Origin of the sequence: Corynebacterium sp., assembly GCF_030826625.1 — a bacterium.
Lineage (GTDB): Bacteria > Actinomycetota > Actinomycetes > Mycobacteriales > Mycobacteriaceae > Corynebacterium.
Genome location: NZ_JAPJNQ010000037.1, coordinates 1 through 21,565, shown reverse-complemented (window position 1 = coordinate 21,565; position 21,565 = coordinate 1). Strand labels below are relative to the sequence as shown.

18 protein-coding genes and 1 other RNA gene are annotated in these 21,565 nt (G+C 57.4%); 7 read left to right on the top strand and 12 right to left on the bottom strand.

The window, feature by feature from the left end; genetic code table 11:
• The 5 genes from sucB to RCH87_RS06060 form a co-directional block, all read left to right on the top strand.
• Nucleotides 1–1,758: 2-oxoglutarate dehydrogenase, E2 component, dihydrolipoamide succinyltransferase (gene sucB, locus RCH87_RS06080; RefSeq protein ID WP_306515831.1), on the top strand; the 1,758-nt coding region annotated here is incomplete at its 5' end.
• A gap of 274 nt (nt 1,759–2,032) precedes the next feature.
• A complete protein-coding gene (locus RCH87_RS06075; protein WP_306515830.1) occupies nt 2,033–3,220 on the top strand; it encodes an MFS transporter in 1,188 nt (395 codons plus the stop codon).
• Between the two features lie 39 nt (nt 3,221–3,259).
• Nucleotides 3,260–4,021: a lipoyl(octanoyl) transferase LipB gene (gene lipB, locus RCH87_RS06070; RefSeq protein WP_306515829.1), complete on the top strand. Its 762-nt coding sequence runs from the start codon at nt 3,260–3,262 to the stop codon at nt 4,019–4,021.
• 175 nt (nt 4,022–4,196) lie between these two features.
• The gene (gene lipA / locus RCH87_RS06065) at nt 4,197–5,240 is read left to right on the top strand and encodes a lipoyl synthase (protein WP_306515828.1); all 1,044 of its coding nucleotides are present in this window, start codon (nt 4,197–4,199) and stop codon (nt 5,238–5,240) included.
• 154 nt (nt 5,241–5,394) lie between these two features.
• Entirely contained in the window at nt 5,395–6,189 is a 795-nt protein-coding gene (locus RCH87_RS06060; protein ID WP_306515827.1) for a DUF4191 domain-containing protein, read from the top strand.
• A gap of 10 nt (nt 6,190–6,199) precedes the next feature.
• Here the strand turns inward: RCH87_RS06060 and RCH87_RS06055 are convergent, their stop codons facing one another.
• The 4 genes from RCH87_RS06055 to thrC all read right to left on the bottom strand — a co-directional run bounded on the left by RCH87_RS06055 (nt 6,200) and on the right by thrC (nt 9,900).
• A complete protein-coding gene (locus RCH87_RS06055) occupies nt 6,200–6,688 on the bottom strand; it encodes an RDD family protein (protein WP_306515826.1) in 489 nt (162 codons plus the stop codon).
• Nucleotides 6,689–6,751: 63 nt separating this feature from the next.
• Nucleotides 6,752–7,291 (bottom strand): NUDIX domain-containing protein, encoded by a 540-nt coding sequence (locus RCH87_RS06050; protein ID WP_306515825.1) that lies wholly within the window; start codon nt 7,289–7,291, stop codon nt 6,752–6,754.
• 23 nt (nt 7,292–7,314) lie between these two features.
• A complete protein-coding gene (locus RCH87_RS06045; protein WP_306515824.1) occupies nt 7,315–8,415 on the bottom strand; it encodes a trypsin-like serine protease in 1,101 nt (366 codons plus the stop codon).
• Nucleotides 8,416–8,442: 27 nt separating this feature from the next.
• On the bottom strand, nt 8,443–9,900 hold the full coding sequence (gene thrC, locus RCH87_RS06040) for a threonine synthase (RefSeq protein WP_306515823.1): 1,458 nt from the start codon (nt 9,898–9,900) through the stop codon (nt 8,443–8,445).
• A gap of 35 nt (nt 9,901–9,935) precedes the next feature.
• Here thrC and RCH87_RS06035 point away from each other — a divergent pair, with 35 nt between their 5' ends.
• Nucleotides 9,936–11,384, top strand: a complete 1,449-nt coding sequence (locus tag RCH87_RS06035) for a nitrate/nitrite transporter (protein WP_306515822.1) — start codon at nt 9,936–9,938, stop codon at nt 11,382–11,384.
• Here the strand turns inward: RCH87_RS06035 and RCH87_RS06030 are convergent.
• The 5 genes from RCH87_RS06030 to RCH87_RS06010 all read right to left on the bottom strand — a co-directional run bounded on the left by RCH87_RS06030 (nt 11,381) and on the right by RCH87_RS06010 (nt 17,604).
• Nucleotides 11,381–11,995: a hypothetical protein gene (locus RCH87_RS06030; RefSeq protein WP_306515821.1), complete on the bottom strand. Its 615-nt coding sequence runs from the start codon at nt 11,993–11,995 to the stop codon at nt 11,381–11,383. The two genes, RCH87_RS06035 and RCH87_RS06030, sit on opposite strands and share 4 nt — an antisense overlap.
• A gap of 171 nt (nt 11,996–12,166) precedes the next feature.
• Complete coding sequence (locus tag RCH87_RS06025; RefSeq protein ID WP_306515820.1) at nt 12,167–12,586, bottom strand: hypothetical protein; 420 nt, start codon at nt 12,584–12,586, stop codon at nt 12,167–12,169.
• A gap of 73 nt (nt 12,587–12,659) precedes the next feature.
• A complete protein-coding gene (locus tag RCH87_RS06020) occupies nt 12,660–15,920 on the bottom strand; it encodes a bifunctional [glutamine synthetase] adenylyltransferase/[glutamine synthetase]-adenylyl-L-tyrosine phosphorylase (RefSeq protein WP_306515819.1) in 3,261 nt (1,086 codons plus the stop codon).
• 87 nt (nt 15,921–16,007) lie between these two features.
• Complete coding sequence (gene glnA / locus RCH87_RS06015; RefSeq protein WP_306515818.1) at nt 16,008–17,345, bottom strand: type I glutamate--ammonia ligase; 1,338 nt, start codon at nt 17,343–17,345, stop codon at nt 16,008–16,010.
• A 46-nt stretch (nt 17,346–17,391) separates the two neighbouring features.
• On the bottom strand, nt 17,392–17,604 hold the full coding sequence (locus RCH87_RS06010; protein ID WP_306515817.1) for a hypothetical protein: 213 nt from the start codon (nt 17,602–17,604) through the stop codon (nt 17,392–17,394).
• A gap of 179 nt (nt 17,605–17,783) precedes the next feature.
• Between RCH87_RS06010 and RCH87_RS06005 the strand changes: the two genes are divergently transcribed.
• Nucleotides 17,784–19,115, top strand: coding sequence for a galactokinase family protein (locus RCH87_RS06005; protein ID WP_306515816.1), 1,332 nt, complete (start codon nt 17,784–17,786; stop codon nt 19,113–19,115).
• A gap of 66 nt (nt 19,116–19,181) precedes the next feature.
• Here the strand turns inward: RCH87_RS06005 and rnpB are convergent.
• From rnpB to RCH87_RS05990, 3 genes are all read right to left on the bottom strand, one after another.
• Nucleotides 19,182–19,617: RNase P RNA component class A (rnpB, locus tag RCH87_RS06000), an RNA gene on the bottom strand.
• Between the two features lie 109 nt (nt 19,618–19,726).
• The gene (locus RCH87_RS05995; protein WP_306515815.1) at nt 19,727–20,947 is read right to left on the bottom strand and encodes a bifunctional RNase H/acid phosphatase; all 1,221 of its coding nucleotides are present in this window, start codon (nt 20,945–20,947) and stop codon (nt 19,727–19,729) included.
• A 12-nt stretch (nt 20,948–20,959) separates the two neighbouring features.
• Nucleotides 20,960–21,565 (bottom strand): zinc ribbon domain-containing protein (locus RCH87_RS05990; RefSeq protein WP_306515814.1); only part of this gene is annotated, 606 nt, incomplete at its 5' end.

The following is a 21,565-nucleotide window of genomic DNA, read 5'->3' as shown; positions in this document are numbered from 1 at the left end:
GTCACCGAAGGCACCATCACCCAGTGGCTGAAGTCCGTCGGCGACACCGTCGAAGTAGACGAACCACTTCTCGAAGTCTCCACCGACAAGGTCGACACCGAGGTGCCATCACCTGTAGCAGGCACCATCGTCGAAATTCTTGCCGACGAAGACGACACCGTCGAGGTCGGCGATGTCATCGTCCGCATCGGTGACGAAGACGCCGCAGCCGGCGGCGCCGATGATTCCGACGACTCGGATGACGCAGACGACGCAGCAGACGACAAAGCTGCCTCCAAGGACGCTGCCTCCAAGGACAACGAAGACAAGAAAGAATCTTCGGAGAAGAAGTCTTCTGGCGGTTCCGGCAAGGCGACCGACGTCGAAATGCCAGAACTCGGCGAATCCGTTACCGAAGGCACCATCACCCAGTGGCTGAAGTCCGTCGGCGACACCGTCGAAGTAGACGAACCACTTCTCGAAGTCTCCACCGACAAGGTCGACACCGAGGTGCCATCACCTGTAGCAGGCACCATCGTCGAAATTCTTGCCGACGAAGACGACACCGTCGAGGTCGGCGATGTCATCGTCCGCATCGGTGACGAAGACGCCGCAGCCGGCGGCGCCGATGATTCCGACGACTCGGATGACGCAGACGACGCAGCAGACGACAAAGCTGCCTCCGAGAACAAAGACTCTAAGTCCGAAGAAAAACAAGAGTCCAAGTCTGACGACAAAGAGTCTGCTTCCAAGAAGGAAGAAGAGTCCAAGTCCGCAGCGAAATCGTCCAAGGACTCGAAGGATTCCGGCAAGAAGAACTCCGGCAAGGTCCCTTATGTGACTCCGCTGGTTCGCAAGCTCGCCGACAAGCACGGCGTTGATTTGAACTCCGTGGAAGGCACCGGCGTTGGCGGACGCATCCGCAAGCAAGACGTCATGGCTGCCGTGGAAGGCGAATCCGCAGGTTCTTCGGCTGCAGGCTCCGAACAGGGCGGCAAGGATTCCAAGAAGTCTGGTTCCAACTGGTCCACCAAGTCTGTCGACCCAGAAAAGGCAGAGCTGCGTGGTACCACCCAGAAGGTCAACCGCATCCGTCAGATCACCGCGTCGAAGATGGTCGAAGCACTGCAGATTTCTGCACAGCTGACGCACGTGCAAGAAATCGACATGACGGCCATCGCCAACCTACGCAAGGCCAACAAGCAGGCCTTCGTCGACAAGCACGGTTCGAAACTGACCTTCCTGCCGTTCTTCGTCAAGGCAACCGTCGAAGCGCTGGTTTCCCATCCGAACGTCAACGCTTCGTACAATGCAGAGACCCAAGAGATGACCTACCACGCAGACGTCAACGTCGCTATCGCGGTGGATACTCCGAAGGGCCTGTTGACGCCGGTCATCAAGAAGGCACAGGATAAGACGCTGCCGGAGATCGCCGCAGAGATCGTTGATCTGGCAGATCGGGCACGCAACAACAAGCTGAAGCCAAACGACCTGACCGGTGCCACCTTCACCGTCACCAACATCGGTTCGGAAGGCGCACTGTTGGATACCCCAATCCTGGTGCCGCCACAGGCCGGCATCTTGGGCACCGCAGTCATCGAGAAGCGCCCGGTCGTCGTCACCGAAGACGGCCAGGACGCCATCGCGATCCGTCAGATGTGCTACCTGCCATTCACCTATGACCACCAGGTCGTCGATGGTGCCGATGCTGGTCGCTTCATCACCACGATCAAGGACCGCCTCGAGACCGCAGATTTCGAATCTGACCTCGACCTCTAACGCTGGTCTCCAGGCACGATCGCGCCATCCCGACTAGCGCTGACCTGAGGACGGCCAATCAGCCGGGTCTTCCCGCTGCACAACTTCTTTCCACTACGGCAAGAAGCGCAGCCGGAAGGCCCGGTTTTTCGTGTTATGAGGCAAATCACGTAACATAACGGTCATCATGTTAACCGCGATCACACGGTTGCGTGATGCACAACATGTTTTCCTGTCGTCGTGCAACCCCGACGGCATACAAGACACGATCTCCTAGCGGCCAAAAGAGGAACGTATGCGTATCAGCGATTGGTTAAGAGTTGGCTTAGGTATGTTCGTTGTCGCCTTCGGCGCCAATGCCTTCGCCCCATTGATGGTCTCCTACCGCCTAGAAGCAGGCTTAAGCGATGGCCAAGTGACGGCCTTCCTCGCCATCTACATCGTGGGCTTGATTCCTGCGCTCATCATCGGTGGCCCAATGTCCGATAATTACGGTCGCCGCGCGCTCATCCGCCCAGCGTTGATCCTTTCGTTCATCGGCTCAGCAGTTCTCGCTATGGGTGCATTTGGCCCTGCGCTTTTCATCGGCGCCGGTCGCTTCATCACGGGCTTGGCGACGGGTTTGGTCATGGCTTCCGGTGCAGCCTGGTTAAAGCAGCTCTCCCCTGGCCCTGCAATCCAAGGTGCCCGACGTGCGACCATCGCATTGACTTCCGGCTTCGCTGGCGGCCCGCTAGTAGCCGGCATCGTCGCTGAGTTCTTGCCAAAACCCGACCTGATCCCTTACCTGCTGCATCTGGTTCTGGTCGTCATCATCACTCCGCTGGTCTGGAATACGCCAACGATCCCCACCGAAGGTTCCGGCAAGGGCAAACTCTTCGCCAGCCAGATCTACACCAAGCGTTTCTGGCTCACCCTCGGCCTATCCGGCCCCTGGGTCTTTGGTGCAGCCTCGACCGCCTTCGCAGTCAATACTCGTTTGCTCGAATCCCAGATGGACCACCCAGTCGTCTATACCGGCACAATCGCATGTCTGGCGATGGTCTTCGGCAACCTCATCCAGCGCTATGTCGGTGGCTCGCGCACCTACCCACCAGCCGTTTACGGCTTGTCGTTGATCATCGTCGGTATGCTGTGCTCGATCTGCGTCGCAATCTGGCAGGATTCCATCGTTGGAGTCGTCTTAGGGTTGGTTGCCACCATCCCGCTGGGCTTTGCTTACGGAATCTTGATGTCCTCCGGCTTACAAGAAGCACAACGGCTTGCCCCAGATGATGAGCTCGGAGCTGCCAGCGCGTCCTTCTACTCACTGACTTATATCGGCTTCACCTTCCCCTTCATCATCTCGATTCTTGGCCCTGCGATCGGTTACATCACATGCTTCATCTTCGGCATCATCATCGCACTGATCACCATTTACCTGGTGCTGCATTTCGACGGTCGATTTTTCAAAAAATCACCACGGACTACAAAAATCGCCTAGCGAATCCACTACACACGGGGCGCGTTAGAATTGAGCACTATGACTGCTCCGCGTGCCCCGTTTTTCCCCGCTGATCGTTCCATTCGTGCTGATGAAGCCCTTGAGATCCAACGCCTCGGCACGGTTGACTACCAGCAGGCTTGGGATCTGCAGGCAAAATTAGCTCGCCAACGCGCCGATGACGTAATCGCTGACCAGCTGTTGTTTTTAGAGCACCCCGACGTTTATACCGCTGGCAAGCGCACTCAACCGTCGGATCTGCCCACGAATGGCTTGCCGACGATCAAGGTCGACCGCGGTGGCCGCATCACCTGGCATGGTCGCGGCCAGTTGGTCGTCTACCCCATCATCAAACTGGCGGAGCCTGTCGACGTCGTCGATTATGTGCGTCGGCTAGAAGAAGCAATCATCGACACGCTGAACAGGTTCGGCACCGCCAAGGTCGGGCGTATTGAGGGTCGCTCGGGGGTCTGGGTGCCACGCAGTGTGCAAGCCGTCGACAAGCAGGCCTCGAAGCGTGACCGCAAGATCGCGGCGCTGGGCATCCGGGTCACCCGTGGGGTGACGATGCACGGCTTGTCGCTGAACTGTAATAACACGCTGGATTTTTATGAGCACATTGTTGCCTGCGGGATTGACGATGCTGATGTCACCACGCTTTCCCGCGAGCATGGCCGCGATGTCACTACCGAAGAAATGATTCCGCTGCTACAGGAATCTTTGCAGCGCGCATTGGCTGGTGAGCTCGCCGTCAGTGATCATGACCTGGATGCTTCACAGCTGGGGCCGTCTCCACAGTAGAAATCGCCGCAGTAAAAAACGCCACCGCAAAAAGTACAAGAGCAATACACGATCTATACAAGATCTAAGCCACATCCTAAGCATGACGTGATTTTCCTGATACAGCTACTACTGATGCACGTCACGCGCCTTAGCAGCTAGTCAGAACAAACTTCAAGGCGTAGGCTGGGGCATTATGACTGTCACCCCCGAAGGCCGCAAACTGCTGCGCATTGAAAAGCGAAACGCAGAAAATCCTATCGAGAAAAAGCCGCGGTGGATCCGCAACCAGGTCCGCAACGGCCCAGAATACCGCGACATGAAAGCCAAGGTCGCCGGGGCCGGGCTGCACACGGTGTGTCAGGAAGCTGGCTGCCCGAATATCCACGAATGCTGGGAATCGCGTGAGGCAACATTCCTCATCGGCGGCGATCTGTGTACCCGCCGCTGCGATTTCTGCGATATTAAAACCGGTAAGCCAGGGTTGTTAGACACCGACGAGCCACGACGCGTCGCAGAGAATATCCGCGAGATGGATCTCAACTACACCACCGTCACCGGTGTTACCCGCGATGATCTTAAGGACGAGGGTGCTTGGTTGTACGCAGAAATCGTCCGCAAGATTCGAGAGCTCAACCCAAACACCGGTATTGAGAACCTGACCCCGGATTTCTCTGGCAAACCTGATCTGTTGCAGGAAGTCTTCGAGGCCGAGCCAGAGGTTTTCGCGCACAACTTAGAGACGGTACCGCGCATCTTCAAGCGCATTCGTCCGGCTTTCCGCTACGACCGCTCGTTGGATGTCATCCGGCAGGCACACGATTATGGTTTGATTACCAAGTCGAACTTGATTCTCGGCATGGGCGAGACTGAGCAGGAAGTCCTGGATACTTTGCAGGATCTGCGCGATGCGGGCACGGATATCATCACCATTACGCAGTACCTGCGGCCTGGTCCACTGTTCCATCCCATTGAGCGTTGGGTGCGCCCAGAAGAATTCGTCGCACACTCCAAAGCCGCCCGGGAGATGGGTTATGGCGCAGTCATGGCAGGCCCGCTGGTGCGTTCGTCCTACCGCGCCGGCAAGTTATATGTGCAGGCAATGAAGGCACGCGGCCGCGAACTGCCGGAGCGTCTCTCGCATCTCGCGGAGACTTCGCAAGGCCCAACGGCACAAGAGGCTTCTTCGTTGTTGAACAAGTACGGTGCTTCGGAAGAAACCCCAGTGACCACCCGCTAAAGTTTCTTTCAAGCGCGCATTCTGCTGAGACCGCGCTTCGGGTTCCGGCCCGGGGCGCGTTTTGTTATGAATTGGGTAATGGCGCATACCTGAATTAGGTCTGAGACACCTAAAAGTTTTCTAATTTTATTACACACCCTTTAAAGTGAGAGACATGGCGAAAGACGACAAGGCGAAGAGCAACAAGTCCGCGATCAAAGCACAAAAACGCGAAATGAAAAAGGCCAAGCGAGCGCAGCGCAAGCAAACGTTCTCGCAAATGTGGCAAGCATTCAACATGCAGCGCAAGGATGATAAAGCGCTGATCCCTTTGATGCTGCTTGCGCTCATCGGTATCACCGTGGCGGTTTTCTTGCTCGGGACGTTGTGGGGCGGTCAATGGTTCATGCTGCCGGTCGGCATCGTGCTGGGTGCTGTTGTCGCGATGTGGATTTTTACTCGCCGTTTGCAGTCGTCGATGTACAAGCGCGTCGAAGACCAACCAGGCGCTGCTGGTTGGACGTTGGATAACCTGCGTAACACCTTCGGCATCGTTTGGTTTACCAAACAGGGTGTGGGCATGACCCGCCAGCAGGATTTGCTGCACCGAGTGGTCGGTAACCCAGGCGTCGTGTTCGTCGGTGAGGGTTCCCCGAAGCGCCTGGAAAAGATCGTAGAAAAAGAACGCCGACGCATTGACCGCATCGCGGGTGGCGTGCCGGTTCACGTGATTTATACCGGCACCGGCGAAAACCAGGTTCCGCTGGGCAAACTGCAGCGTAAACTGCTCAAACTGCCACGGAATTACAGCAAGAATGATGTCTACGAGATCAACGCCCGCATCGAAGCCATGGACGCCACCTCTGGGCCTGGCGCTGGTATGCCCAAGGGCCCGCTGCCAAACCAGGCACAAAACCCTTCCGGCATGAACCGTCGTATGCGCCGAATGAACGCCAAGAAGGGCAAATAATCTTCGCTAACTAGCTGGTGCGGATGACTGCAGTGCCTGTTGCACGATCGTGCATGCCGCGGCCATCCGAATCAACCATCACGGCTGGGAAAAAGCATGCCGTGAGCAAGGTGCGCACCACCGCGCGCCACAACCCGACGCGTTCTTCTGCGTCCACGCGGGCTACCCCCATGCCCAACAGCATCATGCCGGGGGTACGGGCAAATAGCCATCCAAATACTATGCCCATAACGATCCACAACACGTAATTCCACGTCGTTGTCGAGCCTTCGCTCAGATCGGCGCTGGTCAGCCCATAACGCACGCCAAAGGCCAGCGCGAGTGCCACGAACCAATCGATGAGCACTGCCAAAGCGCGCCTGCCCACCGGTGCCAAGGCTCCACGGCCATGTTGTGGCATGCCGAGCTTCTCCCCTGGCCACCGGCTGGGTGCATAAGGATCTTCGTTTTCGCCGGGAATGGCTGGCCCATCTAGCCAGCTTCGTTTGTTCTCCGCCATGTTGTCTAATCTACAAGCCCCTGTTAGGGCAGCGAAACCAGGCCGTCGGCAATCAACTACTGCCTAGCTATTGCGCTTGCTAAATCCCATGCGCGGTTGGAACCGTGCCGGGTTTTTCATCTGTGCGACTGCATCGGCGATCACCAAACGGTGCCGGGCAGACACTGATTGCGGCAAATGCGCGACAGAGCACCATTGCGTTTCCGTAGATTCATCATCGGCGACGACGGGCTGCTGATCGTAGTCTCCGAGCAGGCGCGCAGAGATCGCCGTATCCATGAAATTGCAGACATCACCGTTCGCGTAAGTCACCGGCCCCACCGCGCCGACGCCAAGTACCGCCACCGGTGTGATGTCCAAGCCTGTTTCTTCTTTGACTTCCCGCACTGCGGTCACATGCGGCTGCTCCCCCGGTTCACAAATCCCTCCGATCGGCGTCCAGGCCCCAGAATCGGCGCGTTTGACCAACAACACGGTGGGTACTTCCCAGATCGGGGCGTCGGCAGGAACGTCCCGGATAACTACCGTAGTAGTCGCCGGTACCCACAACGGGGCCGTGCCGACGTGTGCGCGCAGTTCAGTGATGAATTCGGGGGTTGCCATACCAACATTCTAACCGGAGGCGATTACCACACCTCAGTCGTGGCAGACACCTGTGGGACGATGTTGCTGATGATCCGCTGAAACTCCGTGGCCGGGGTATAGGAAACGCTGATCTCGGCTTCGGCTTCAGCATCCGCGCCCGTTTCTTCCAGGTGACATTGGTGTGCGGCCTGTTGGGTAGTTGTGCCAGAAACCAAACCGACGATCACTTTCTCACCGTTGATCTCCGCATATACCGGCCCGCCTGAATCACCAGTCGTCGCACACAGCGCCGCCCGCGCAGAACGCGCGTTGAGCACCGTGCCGTCATGGGTATTCAGTTTGCCCAGTGCTTGTGATGCCGTAGTGCGTCCACAGGTCTCGCCGGTAATCCGCCCGTTTTTACACACGTGCTCCGGCAGAAAATCCAACCGTTCAGCAATGGCCGTCGGCATCGGGTTGATGGCGGCTTCTGCCCCACCAGCCAGACTCGCATCATAGGCATTTGGGTTAAGTTCAATGATTGCAATATCGAGATCAGAAGAATTCAGAGTGTATAAATCTGAGTAGATAAATGTCCCGATGGGTTCTGCTGGCCAATGGAATCGATTATTCGCTTGACCTGCCCACGCTAGATCACCGTCGCGTCCGCAGTGCGAGGCAGTGATGGCATAACCCGTGCCATCATCGGCGGTAAAAGAATAGGCTACGGTACAGATGTTGTAGTGAAATTGCTCGCCAGGTGCAGGAATGTGAGTAGAAATATCAATCGGTGCCCCTGGTGCCAGCGGCGCTGCCACGGGGTGGATAATGCGAGTCTGCGATTGCGGTTCCCGCAAAAGTTGTTGCTGGTCCGCACCTGTTAAAGCATCCGCGCGTGGCGGTGGCGCTGGTAGTGGCTGTGGTTCTGCTTGCCCATGATCAGCTGGCGCTTGCCCGCCCTCAGACAAATTCGGCGAAAACCAACCTGAACCAGGAAAACCGCTGCCAGCAGCGCCAAATTCTGCGCTGCTACACGCGCTCAGCACCAACAGCGACGCGCAGAGCACGGGAAGCAGGCGCAGAAATTTTCCTGGGTGCAGCGCACGATTCAACAGCCGCGGTGTTTCCTGCCCCGCCTGCCACGTTTGCTGCTGCCCGATCATAGATTCAGAGTATAACCCCCACAGCGGTTAACGCACCTCGGTATCCGCAATGGATTCACGAATATAGGCTTTGACCTTGTCAGCATCGTTATCCAGATCCACCACGTGCCGGCCGGCATCCATGATTCCAGCGAAACGCGCTGGTATCTCTGGTGCCGAGCCCAAGGCCTCTTCGATGGTTTCAGCGAACTTCACCGGCAGTGCAGTCTCCAAGCAGACCACTGGACTAGTGATGCCGTGTTCTGCCACCGCATCCGCAGCTACCTTGATGCCGTCTGCGGTGTGAGGGTCCACCACAATCCCGTGATCTGAGTTGACCCGGGCGATCGTCGACAAGCGATCGGAGTGCAATGAACGGCCAGAGACAAAACCAAATTCATCTCGTGCGCGGGCCAGTAGCTCGTCGTCAAGCTCGAAACCACCATCTTTGATGCGCCGGCCAAACAAATCAGCCACCTGCGTGGCATCGCGATCCAACAAATCCGCGATAAAACGCTCGAAATTCGACGCCCGGGAAATATCCATCGATGGCGAGGAAGTCTCATGAGTATCGGCTGCCGAGCGCGGACGGTATTGCCCGGTGCGGAAAAACTCATCGAGCACATCGTTTTCATTCGTGGCGACGATCAAGCGATCGATCGGCAGCCCCATCTGGCGGGCGATGTGGCCTGCACAAATATCACCGAAGTTGCCGGTAGGCACGCTAAACGACACCGTTTGCTGGTGATCACCGGTGCTCTCCGTGACCTTGATCCAGCAGGAAACGTAATACACGATCTGCGCCAGTAGTCGCGCCCAGTTAATGGAATTGACCGCACCGATACGGTAATCGCGCTTAAAGGCCTCATCCGCGCTGACGGCCTTGACGACGTCTTGGCAATCATCGAAGACACCATCGAGGGCAATATTAAAAATATTCTTGTCGTCCAAGCCAAACATCTGCGATTGCTGGAAAGGTGTCATACGGCCTTTCGGCGTCAGCATGAACACCCGGATGCCTTGGCGCCCGCGCATCGCATATTCTGCCGAGGAGCCAGTATCGCCCGAGGTCGCACCCAGAATATTCAGCGTGGTTTCCCGCTGGGCTAATTCATATTCAAACAATTCACCCAATAGCTGCATCGCCATGTCTTTAAACGCAGCAGTTGGACCTTCAGAAAGGTGGCCGATATAAAACTGTTCGTCCAACTTGCTCACCGGCACGATCTCTTCGTGGGCAAACTTGTCGACGTTATAGGCCCGGCGCGCCATGGCTTCGAGCTCAGCGGCGGGGATGTCGTCGACGAATAATTTCAGCACTTCAGCGGCTAGTGCGGCGTAGCCGTTGGTGAGGGAAATCTCGCGGAATTTTTCCAGCACTTCGCTGTCTAGTTTTGGATAGTGTGCTGGCAGGTAGAGACCGCCGTCGGCGGCGAGCCCGCCGAGCAGGATGTCGGTAAATTGTGCGGGTTGGGCCTGGGTGTCACGAGTTGAGATATAGTCCACGGGCATTATCTTACCGTCTGCCTACAATTACTTTTATGGAATTACGCGCTGAATCTGCCCCGTCGGCACCGCACCCGCGCGAAGTGGTCACTCGCCGGGCGCTATTGGTCTGGTTTGGGGGTGTGGCTTGCTATATCGTCGCGATCACTGGGCGCACCTCGTTCGGCGTCGCCAGCGTCGATGCCATTGATCGCTTTGGCGTTGATGCTTCCCGTATCGCGGTTTTTGCCGCGGTGCAGATGGGTGTGTATGCGTTGGCGCAAATTCCGACGGGGTTGGGAATTGATAAGTTCGGCCCACGGGCAATGGTGATTTTCGGTGCGGCTCTCATGGGCATCGGACAATTCGTCTTGGCCTTGACGACGTCGTATCCGCTGGCGATTGGTGCGCGCGTGTTGATTGGTGTAGGCGATGCTTCCGCGTTTTTAGCGGTGATGCGTTTGATTCCGTACTGGTTCCCGTTGCGGAAAAGCCCGTTGTTCACGCAGTTGACTGGCGCTATTGGCCAAACTGGCCAGTTTATTTCTGCAGTGCCGTTTTTGGCTCTGCTGGGTGCTACGGGCTGGACGGCGGCGTTTATCACTTTGGGTGCCGCGAGCATGCTGGTGGCGGGGCTTGCTGTATTCGTGATTAAAGATCTTCCCGACGTCGACCGTGTGCAGGAGGCAGGTTCTGCGTCGGCTGGCACGGCGTCGGCGGATTCAGCAAGTGCAGGGCCTGCAGGGTCGACGGCAGCGGCGAACAGCGATTCATTGGCTATACGCTTGCGCAAGTTAGTGGGCGCCCCGGTGGTGTGGCAAGGGTTTTTTATGCACTATTCCTGCTTGATGTTCCAGGTATTTTTTCTGCTCATGTGGGGTTTTCCGCTCATGACCTTGGGCATGGGCTTAAGCCCTGAGCAAGCTGGGATGGTCATGGCGATCAATACCATTGTCACCGTGATTTCCGGACCGTTGCACGGCATGTTGTCCGCGCGTCTGGGAAGCACCCGGCACTGGGCGGTTATGATCTTCTCGTCGACGATGGTGCTCACGTGGGTATTGTTCTTCATGACCTCTACCCCGCGTGGTGTCGCTGCGATCATCGTGGTCAACGTTGTCATCGCTATCTGTGGCGCAGCAGCGAATTATGGTTTCGATAATGTCCGTGAAGGCGTTTCACGCACGGGGGTGGCGACGGCTACGGGTTTGGCGAATATGGGAGGTTTTGTCTCCGGTATGGCGGCCTCTCAGGGCATTGGCATCGTGTTGGATTTGTCTGCCGACGGCGGTGAATATTCTTGGGCTGATTTTCAGCACGCAGCTTGGGCTGGCGGTGCTGTGTGGGCCGTCGGTATGACTGGCTTATTGCTTGCTACCGCGTGGCGTATGCGCGCTGCCCAGCGCACGGGCGACGCACAAGCTACTCGCTCGCAACCGCGTGCACTGATGATTCACCAGACGACGGATCCGAAATCCGCGCAAAAGAAAAACCGGGATCGCTAAGCGCTGGAGTCCGGTTTAGCGCTGTTAGTGCCGTTGGCACCGTTGACACCAGCGTTGGCCGGTTGCTCAGGTTCCTGCGTCCCCTGTGGGGCTGCTTCTCCAGAGTTTTCAGCGGCTGTTTGCTCTGCGATTGCGCTGAGCGGGGCGTCGATGAGCCCTAGGTCAAAGGTGTAGAGCACGCGATCGCGGTCGACATAAGAAATTTCGCCACGTTGGACGGCTTCATTAAGAATGCTTTCCAAGACGATACGCATCGCGGCGCGGTCTTCGTTATCGACGGTGAGAACGATTTCTGGCCAATTTTCGTAATTCAAGTGCTCGTTAGAAAGTCCCAACAGTGTAGCGAGTTCTGCGAGCCTGCTCGTATAGATGGTGACTGAAGATTCTGGGCCCGGCGTGGCGTCAAAACTCTGTGCGGCGGCAGCATGATCTTCGAAGGGGTGCTGCTGGTCGCTGATCATGGATCCAACAGTGCGTGCTTCCTGCTTATCATCATTACTGATCACGGCATAAAAAACTAAGGCACCGGCTACGACGGTAACCACGCCGAACATGCCCCAGATCCACCACCTGCGTGGTGAGTTGCGCATGCTAGTTTTCAGTTTCGGCATATGGGCAATCTCCCTTGTATGCGATTATTCTGCCTATGACGCTTGAACAAGGCACAGCATAACTGCGTTCTGTGATTAAAGCTATATACATTCCTGTCAATAAGCTATGTATATTAATTAGTTAAGCAGGCAAAACTAGTATCGCCGTGCGACGAGAGATTCTCATAAATCCTAATAACGCGGCGGATTGCGACGTCCCGACAAAAAATCGCCGAGTGAGCGCATCGCAGCATCACCAATTTGTTGGGTCACCGGATTGTTATTCACGCTGCGCGTCACGCGATCAAAAACATCGGACCATTCCCCGCCATCGCGCGGATGACCAGGCTGTGGGGCATCCACTTCTGTCTGTAGGTTTTCTTCTGTCTGACGTTGTTTGCCAGCCTGCAAAGCTTCTTCGGCCTGCTGTTTGCGGATTTCCGCGGCTTTGCTCTCATTCAGCCCATCGCTGTCGACGCGCAGGTGACGCGAAGCATCATCGAATTCGAGATAAGTATCGCTGCTGATCCCCATGCGCTCTGCCATGGTGACCATCTCTTTGAGGTCAGCCACAGTGGCATTGTCGACATTGAAAGAAATAGATAATCCCATGACCGTGTCCTTTCGCCTGGCTGTACTAGCTGTTGTTGCCTAGTTTAACCGCGTTGAGCTGTCCAGTGGTTCGCTAATCGTATTCGTATGAGTCCGGTTCACCCCAAAACACTTGGTCCACCACCCGGCGCGCGTGTCGGGTTGCTTTCAAATATGCCTCGAGGAATTCCTGATTATCTTCCGGTGCCCAACCGGCCACGCTTGCGACTTGGGCCAGGTGGTTGCCGGGTTGTGGTAGTTGGTCGATGCGCTTTCCACGGACTAACACCAGTGCATTGCGGGCGTTAGTCGCCATCAACCACGCCTCACGCAGACGCTGGACATCAGTCGTGCTTAAAATTTCGCAGTCGCGCAACGCATCGAGTGCATCGAGGGTGGAGGGTGTGCGCAGCTCATGGTGTTCGGCCGCGTGCATCAGAATCAGCAATTGCACGGTCCATTCCACGTCCGTCAGACCTCCGCGGCCGAGTTTGGTGTGCGTATTGCGATCGGCACCCCGCGGCAGGCGTTCGTTATCCACGCGTGCTTTAATACGGCGGATTTCACGAATCGTGGAATCCGAAATCCCGCTGGCTGGGTAGCGGAAATCATTGATCATCTCGATAAACGCCTGGCCCACTTCGGCATCACCGGCGACGACGTTGGCGCGTAGCAGTGCTTGAATCTCCCAGGCCTCACCCCATTGTGAGTAGTAGCGCCGGTAGGAAGAAATTGTGCGCACGATCGCCCCACTCCGGCCTTCCGGGCGCAGCCCCAGGTCCACCTCGAGTGGCGGATCGCCGGAAGGTTTTGCCAGGCGGGTGCGTAGCTTGTCGACGATTTTCTTCGCCCATTTCAGCGCCTCTGATTCGTCTTCGCCTTCGGCGGGCTCGGCAACCATGAGCACGTCGGCGTCAGAACCGAATCCGAGTTCCTGGCCGCCAAGCCTGCCCATGCCGATGACCGCGATGCGCGCAGGCGGTTCTTCACGATCCAACTCACGCAAACTTGCGCGCACTTCTGCGCGGATCGCTGCCTCCAGCACGGCATCCCAGATCAGCGATAACTCGCGGCACACGCGCTCTACCGGCATGAACCCCAGCTGATCTGCTGCAGCGATACGCGCGAGCTCAACACGTCGTAAAGATCGTGCTACCGCGACGGCTTTGTCTGGGTCCGCGTGGCGCTTCGACGAGTTCACCAGTGATTTCGAGACTTGCTGGGGGTTCGTTTCCAGGAATTTCGGGCCGTTGGCGCCATCGGAAAGTAATTTCACCGTATCGGGTGAGTTGATGATCAATTCAGCTGTATACGGCGAATTGCCCAAAATTGACATCAAGCGCTTGCCGACGATCCCTTCGTCGCGCAGCATCCGTAGGAACCAGGAACGATCGAAGGCAGCATCGGAAAGTTTGCGGTAGTTGAGCAAGCCTGCGTCGGGATCAGCGGTTTCGGCCAACCACTCCATCAATCCGGGCAGCAGGATCGACTGGATGCCTGCCTTGCGGGACGTTCCCGAGGCTAGTTTGGTCAGATGATCAAATGCGCGGCCTGGGTGTCGATACCCCAGCGCGGATAGCTGCAGTTTCGCCGCCCGCGGCGACAGCTTGAGCTCTTCGGCGGACATCGAGGCCACGGCATCCAACAGTGGACGGTAAAACAGGCGCGAGTGTAGCTCGGAAATACGCAAGCGTACTTTGCGCAGGTGACTGACCATCAGGTCACATGACGACTTCGAGCCCTGGGCATCGAACCCTGCCGAGCGCGCCAACCACTGCAGCGCCTCGGTGTCATCGTCTGCGGGCATGGTGTGGGTACGGCGGAATCGCTGCAGTTGCAGGCGGTGCTCCAACAGCCGCAAAAATTCATAAGCTTCGATGAGCTGCCAGGAATCTTCCCGTCCGATATATCCGGATTCTTTGAGAGCGTCGAGCGCGCGGACAGTTGAGAGTACGCGCAAACGCTCATCTGAACGGCCGTGGACTAGTTGCAACAATTGCACCGCAAATTCGACATCACGCATGCCACCGGTGCCGAGTTTCAATTCCCGGGTGCGCATGTCTTTCGGCACGTTAGCAAGCACCCGGCGACGCATCGCTTGGACATCTTCGACGAATGAATCACGCTCAGACGCCGTCCACACCATCGGGCGGATCGCGTCTTCATAGCGGTGCCCCAACGGCAGGTAACCGGTTTGGGCGCGGGCTTTGAGTAGGGCCTGGAACTCCCAGGTCTCGGCCCACCGACGGTAATATTTCACGTGCGATTCGAGGGTGCGAACCAGCGCTCCAGATTTACCTTCGGGCCGCAAGTTGGGATCAACTTCGAAAAAAGCTGCCGAGCCGATGCGGTTAAATTCCGCGGCCAACCGGGTGGCTTTGTTGCTAGCCGGTTCGGCAACGAAGATGACGTCCACATCCGAGATATAGTTCAGCTCTTGTGCACCGCACTTGCCCATCGCAATGACTGCTAGTCGTGCATCGACCGGCTTGGCGGGCTTGCGCTTTTTGCTCGACTTCGCGGGTTTGTCCGAGCTCTCAGTTGTATTTTCCGCACTTTCTGCAGCATCATCGCTGACCGGACCGTAGACTTCGGCCACCGCGACCGAAAGAGCAGCCGTCAGCGCCGCGTCCGCCAGGTTTGAGAGCGCACCGGTGATCGTGCTGAACAACAATTTCGGCTGTGGTTCGGTCTGGCCTTTACGAGAGAAATAGCTTCCCGCTAAATCATGCGCAGCGATGCGTAGCATCAGGGTGCGGTATCTATCACGCAGCGCGCAGGTGGCATCGCTGCCGGTGACACTGGCGCGGTAGGTACCGGGCGTCGACAAGTCTGCACTCGCTGGGTCCGGTTCCTCGCCACTGGTATCTTCCCCTGTGCTGGCACCATCACCGGCAGATTTGGTCTCACCTGCAGATTCGGGCTCATCTGCAGGCTGTGCAGAATCCACAGTTTCCGCGAAATCCGCCGGTTGTGCCCCGACTGCCCCCAGCATTTGCTGAAACATCTCCTCGGGCTCTGGCAAAGGTTTGCAGAGCTCTTTCCAAGTCTCTGGGTGAGCAGCCATGTGATCACCCAACAGCGTCGAACCGCCGAGCAGAGCGAAAAAGCGCACTCGCAACGCTTCATTCTCGCGCAGCTGGGCGCTAAGTTCAGCGCCATCATCGGGGAGGTTTCCTGCCATGCGCATCAGCGTGTTGAGTGCGAGGTCTTGGTCAGAAGCCGCCGCTAAACACCACAATAAAGCAGCATCGTCCTCGTTATTCCACCCCAACCAGTTGATATCATCGCCGGCTTTCGTGCTGGATAATCCCAGTGTGGCGGTTGAAGGAACAGATGAACGGTTCGAAGTCACGGTGCGATCAGCTCTTCGGAATTAGTTGTTTAGGCACCGTGTGTACAAACGGTGCCCCGATTCGTTGTTCAGGTTTTGGCGCGGGACCTAATAGTTCAAGTTATTGTGCAGCTCGAAAGGCGTGATGTGCTGTTGATATGCGCGGAATTCTTCCCACTTCGAGCGCAAGAAAAATTCAAAGACATTCTCACCCAACACTTCTGCCATGAATTCCGAGTTTTCTAGCTTGCGCAGGGCATGATCCAGTGAGTTAGGCAGGTCGATATACCCCATCGCACGGCGTTCTCGGCGGGTGAGTTCCTGCACGTTATCTTCGGCGGGATCACCCAGCTCGTAGCGCTCACGGATCCCGCGCAGCCCAGCAGCCAACAGCACGGAATATGCCAAATACGGGTTCGCTGAAGAATCCAGGCTGCGGACTTCAATCCGACGCGATTCGGGTTTGTTCAGCCGGTACGTCGGCACACGCACCATCGCCGAACGGTTAGAAACACCCCAGGTCGCGGCGCCGGGCGCCTCGTTTCCGAACATCAAACGCTTATACGAATTCACCCATTGGTTTGTCACCGCAGTCAATTCTGGCGCGTGATGCAAAATGCCAGCGATGAATTGTTTGGCCGTCGTCGACAAGCAGAATTCATCGTCCGGGTCATGGAAAGCATTGCTATCGCCCTCAAAGAGAGACATGTGGGTGTGCATGCCTGAACCCGTCCATTCTTTGTGCGGTTTCGGCATGAAGGTTGCCCGCGCGCCTTGTTGTTGCGCAACCTTCTTAATCAAATAGCGGAAGGTCATGATGTTATCCGACATGGTCAGCGCATCAGTATGGCGCAGATCGATCTCCTGCTGGCCAGGGCTGGTTTCGTGGTGCGAAAATTCGGTGACAATGCCGACGTTTTCCAGCATCTGAATCGCGGTGCGGCGAAATTCCGGGGCCAGGTTCATCGTCGACTGATCGAAATATCCGCCGTTATCCGTCGGACGCAGGTCTGCTTCGTCCTCGGTTTGCTGCAGCAAATAAAACTCGATTTCCGGGCCGATCATGCAGGTAAAGCCGTCGTCGGCAGCTTCATTAACCTGCCGACGCAAGATGTTGCGCGGGTCAACGACCGACGGGCTGCCATCGGGTTGGACGATATCGCAGAACATGCGCGCGGTAAGCAGCGCCTGGTTATCGCTTTCCGAGGGCATAATTTTAAACGTGGAGGGATCAGGCATCGCGATGGTGTCAGACTCTGCCACGCGTGAAAACCCCTCCACCGAGGAACCATCGAAGCCGACGCCTTCCTCGAACGCGTTTTCCAGCTCCGCTGGCGACATGTCGACGGACTTTAACGCACCAGTGATGTCGGTAAACCACAGGCGGATAAAGCGCACGTCGCGCTCTTCGACGGTACGCAAGACGTAATCGTGTTGGCTGTTCATGGATTCCAGTCTAGGCAACCATGCTCACTTCGGGGCCGTTCTCAGATTATTTCTCCCAGGATGCAGGCCGTCCCCAGTCATCATCATCGTCTTCTGCCTGGTCAGCGGCATCGTTGCGCTTTTTGGCAATTTCGAACGCATTTTCGGCAAGCTCTTTGCTGTCATAAGGTCCCATCCGGTTTTTCCACCCGGAAACCTTACCTTCGGTGACTTCTCCTGTGACTGGATCGAAAAACCATTGTTCATCTGCATTCGCCATGCGCTACTCCTTTTCGATTCATGTTGTCCGCAGTTTTACTATAAATCTGGCTACCCACCGGCGCAGGCAAACAGGTAAAATCGCGCAAGATTGTCAAAACGACGGTGCTTGATCAAGCAAGCATGCCGGTCCGCCGTCGTCCAGAGTTTGCTGATTATTCCAAGGAGTTAACCTCGCCCATGCCTGCTGCGCCCCAGCCGAGTGTTTTTGCTGACGACGTCTCCCCTGCCGACGCTGCCGCCGCCTGGCACAAGGAACTGTTCGGCATGACACCGCACCAGCAAGCCGAGGCACCAGCAACCTGGCCTGTCATTGGTGAGCACGTCGATCATGCCGGTGGCGTCGTCATCATGAGCGTGGCCAGCCAGCGCGCGGCAGTGGCGGTATCTCCGCGCGAGGACCAGAAGTTTCAGATTCATTTCCGTCGAACAGGGCTTGCCGACGGTTCTACGGACTGTTCAACCTTCGACGAAATCGCTGAGCTGTTTTCCCAGCAACAACCCGAAGTTGACGAGACCGGAAAACCAACCACGCCCCCGCTACCGCGTGGTGGCCTAGCCCAGCGACTTGGTGGGATCGTGTGGATGATGATTCAACGCCAGCTATTGTCTCGCGAAACCAGTGGCATGAATATCGTTGTGGTTTCTACAATCAGCCCGGACTCTGGCCTGGGAGAATACGCCGCGATTGATACGGCGCTTGCTTTGGCTCTGCAAGCTGAGGCGCCGGATGTCGACGAGGCTCCGCTGCGCGCCCGGCTCGCCGAGGTCTGTGCGCAGGCCGGCGAATTGTTTTCCGGCACGGCAACGTTGCGGGCACGTTATTCGGCTGCCTTGCGCGGCTCTGGCACGCAGGTCGCGGTGATTGATTATGCCGATGGTTCGTTGACCTCAGCCGTGCACCCTGTGAACCGTGACCTGGCGGCATTTGCGGTGGCTGTTCCACCTATTCCACAACGCGCAGGGAAGAACGAAGCGCAGTCTGCAGACACTCCAGCTGCTTGCCCCGATCAATCCGACGAGATCCGCACCCGGAACCGATTCGTGGATGCTGCACGTCAAGCTTTTGGTGCACAGTCGCTCCGTTTGCTGCCCGACGCCCCGGCGCGCGTAACACAATGGCTTGCCGCGGTGCACCAGGTTCATGGCGCTGCCGGCTATCCGGAATTGCACGAGTCGCAAACCTGGTTGGAGTTTCATGCCGCGGAAACTGAACGCGTGCAGCGTTTCGCCCACGCTTTGCGCTCGCAACGCGCGCGCGATATTTGGGCTCTGCTGCAGGAATCGCAACGGGCTTTGCAGGCGGATTACGGTTTGGTGGCCGCCGACGAACTCGCGCAGCTGTGCCAAGCGCGCGGAGCAATCGGTGCCCGTGCGGCAGCCGCGGGAACGTCGAATGCGGTCATTGCCTACGTCGACAAGAAAAAGGCCGCTAATTTCAGCAGTGATTTGTCGGCTGATGGGCTCGTCGTCACGCAACTTTTTCCTGGTGAAATCGCAAAGGTTTTATAAAATCTTGGGCTTTGCCGCTGAAAATTGCTTTGCCGCTGAACATTTTTGTTACTGACCGGCATAAAGTGAATGAGCCAGCCTATAAGCCGGATTCTGTCCCGCGCCCGAACAGCGCGTGGGCGATCATCCATCTGAGCCAGCCATTGCTGGTGGCTTCAAGCAGCTACCTTCGAATATCGGGCGAGCAGCCCTCGAACATCCGAGCAAGCGCGCGACGTGGCGCGCCATGATGCCTTGCTCCCGATGGGGTTTACCTAGCCACGCCAGTCACCTGACATGCTGGTGCGCTCTTACCGCACCCTTTCACCCTCACCTGCACACTCGACGCAATTGCTTGCGACGAGCACGCTGGCGGTCTACTTTCTGTTGCACTTGCCCGCAGGTTTCCCTGGGTTGCTGTTAGCAACCACCGTGCTCTGTGGAGTCCGGACTTTCCTCGACCTTCACGTGCACGCGCAAAAAGCACATGCGGTTTGTCAGCCGCGATCGCCCGGCCGGCTCATTCACTCGCTCTATCTTTGCCGAACGCGCACGCCCGCGCAAGCGAGCTGGAAAAACGGCTAGCAAAAGAGAAACTGGAACTGCGGCAAAGCCCGGGCGCCATCGCAGCACTAGCGCAGGTGCGCGGTGTCGTTGACGCTGACGACGGCAGAAGGCACCGGGGAATTTTCGTCATAAAACTTCACCACGCCGATGCTGGCGAGATCTAAAAACAGGTGGCTAAACGTCGCCGGACCAGCATTCAGGCCCTGCCGGATCAACGATTTAATCGGGTTCACGTGGCTGACCACTGCGATGGTTTTACCCGGGTGCTTGGCGACGAGTTGTTTACGAAACTCGCGCACCCTACGGTGCAGCTGTGCCAGTGATTCACCGCCCGGTGGGGCAAGTGCAGCATCCGAAATCCATGCCTCATGCAGCTCGGCATCGTCGTCACTAGCCTGCTGAAACGTCAGTCCTTCCCAGTTACCGAAATCCGCCTCGATTAATGCGTCGTGGGTCTCCAGGGGCGCGCCAGTTTTTTCTGCGATTTTCTGGGCCGTCACCTGGCACCGCTGCATCGGCGAGGCCACCACCAGATCAATCTGGCCGCGCGCCACCGCCGCAGCAGCTGAGGCTTCTGCCTGCTGCACGCCGGTCTCGGTCAGTTCGATATCGCTGTGGCCGCAATAACGGTGTTCGGCGGAGTACGCGGTTTGGCCATGGCGTACCAAAATCAGGGTCGTTGGCTGGCAGGTCGCACCCGTCCACGAAGCATGCGATCCGGTCGAGGCTGCTGCAGATTGTGCATCGGCGCCGGAACCAGCACCCTCGCTGGCGCCGGCGGCTCCATCGCTCGCACCGGAACCAGCATTAGCACTCGCATCGTCACCCGCGTCGTCGGCAAGCTCATCGCCCCGAGCAACGACGCCCGGCGCGTGACCTGCCGCCGCCGCATCCATGGCTTCATTCGACAGCGCATCGGCAACTTTGTTGTCCTCCCGGCGCACCCAGCTCAAGTTCACCGACCCCAGCTGGTTCATCAACTTGCGCCCAGTGAGCCCGAGCTCTTTCATGTCGGGGTGTTTGATCTTCCAGCGACCGTTCATCTGCTCAACCACCAGGCGGGAGTCCATGAAGAAGTCGATTTCATCTGCACCGAGTTCCACCGCGGCTTCCAACCCGCGCAACAGGCCGTGGTATTCCGCGACGTTGTTACTGGCTTTCTTGCCGACGACATACACGATCTCGCGCAGCACGGTGGTGCCATCGGCAGCATAAACCACTGTGCCGGAGCCTGCGATGCCAGGGTTTCCGCGTGAGCCGCCATCGGCGTAGATAATCAGTTTCATGGCTAGTGCTCCTTAATCCCTTTCGCCGCGCACCAGGTAGGTGCCGCAATCTGGGCATTCCGGCAGATCTTCTGGCTTGGCGCCGCGGACAGCGGATTGCTCGGCTGGCGGTAACTGGATATAGCAGCCGCCGCAGCCCCGGCCGGTAAACCGTGCCACGCCAACTCCGTTTTCTTCGCGCACCGAATCATAGGCGGCAAGGGCTTCCGGGGCGTGTTCTGCCAGTTCCGAACGCAGCTTCTCGATATTTTCAGCTGGGTCAGGCTGTTCGGTTTTCGCAGCATCGGCAGCATCGGCAGCCCGCTTAGCCGCCTCGAGTTCTTTTTCGGCTTGGTCAATCTTCGCACCGTGTACATCACGGTTTTGCCGCAGTGCGTGGATCTCGTTGTGGGCTTCTTGCAGCTCGCTCATCAAATCCGCGATGCGGGATTTCGTGGTGTATTTATCGTGCTCGAGGTCTTTGCGGATCTCTGGGTCTTGTTCAGTGGCCAGCTGTTTTTTATTGTCGATGTTGCGGCGTTTGAGTTTGCGCTCATCTTGCTGGATGCGCAGGATTTCGGCTTCCATATCGTCGACCGCCATCTGGGCCGCAGCGGCGGCGTCACGCGCGCGTTTCAG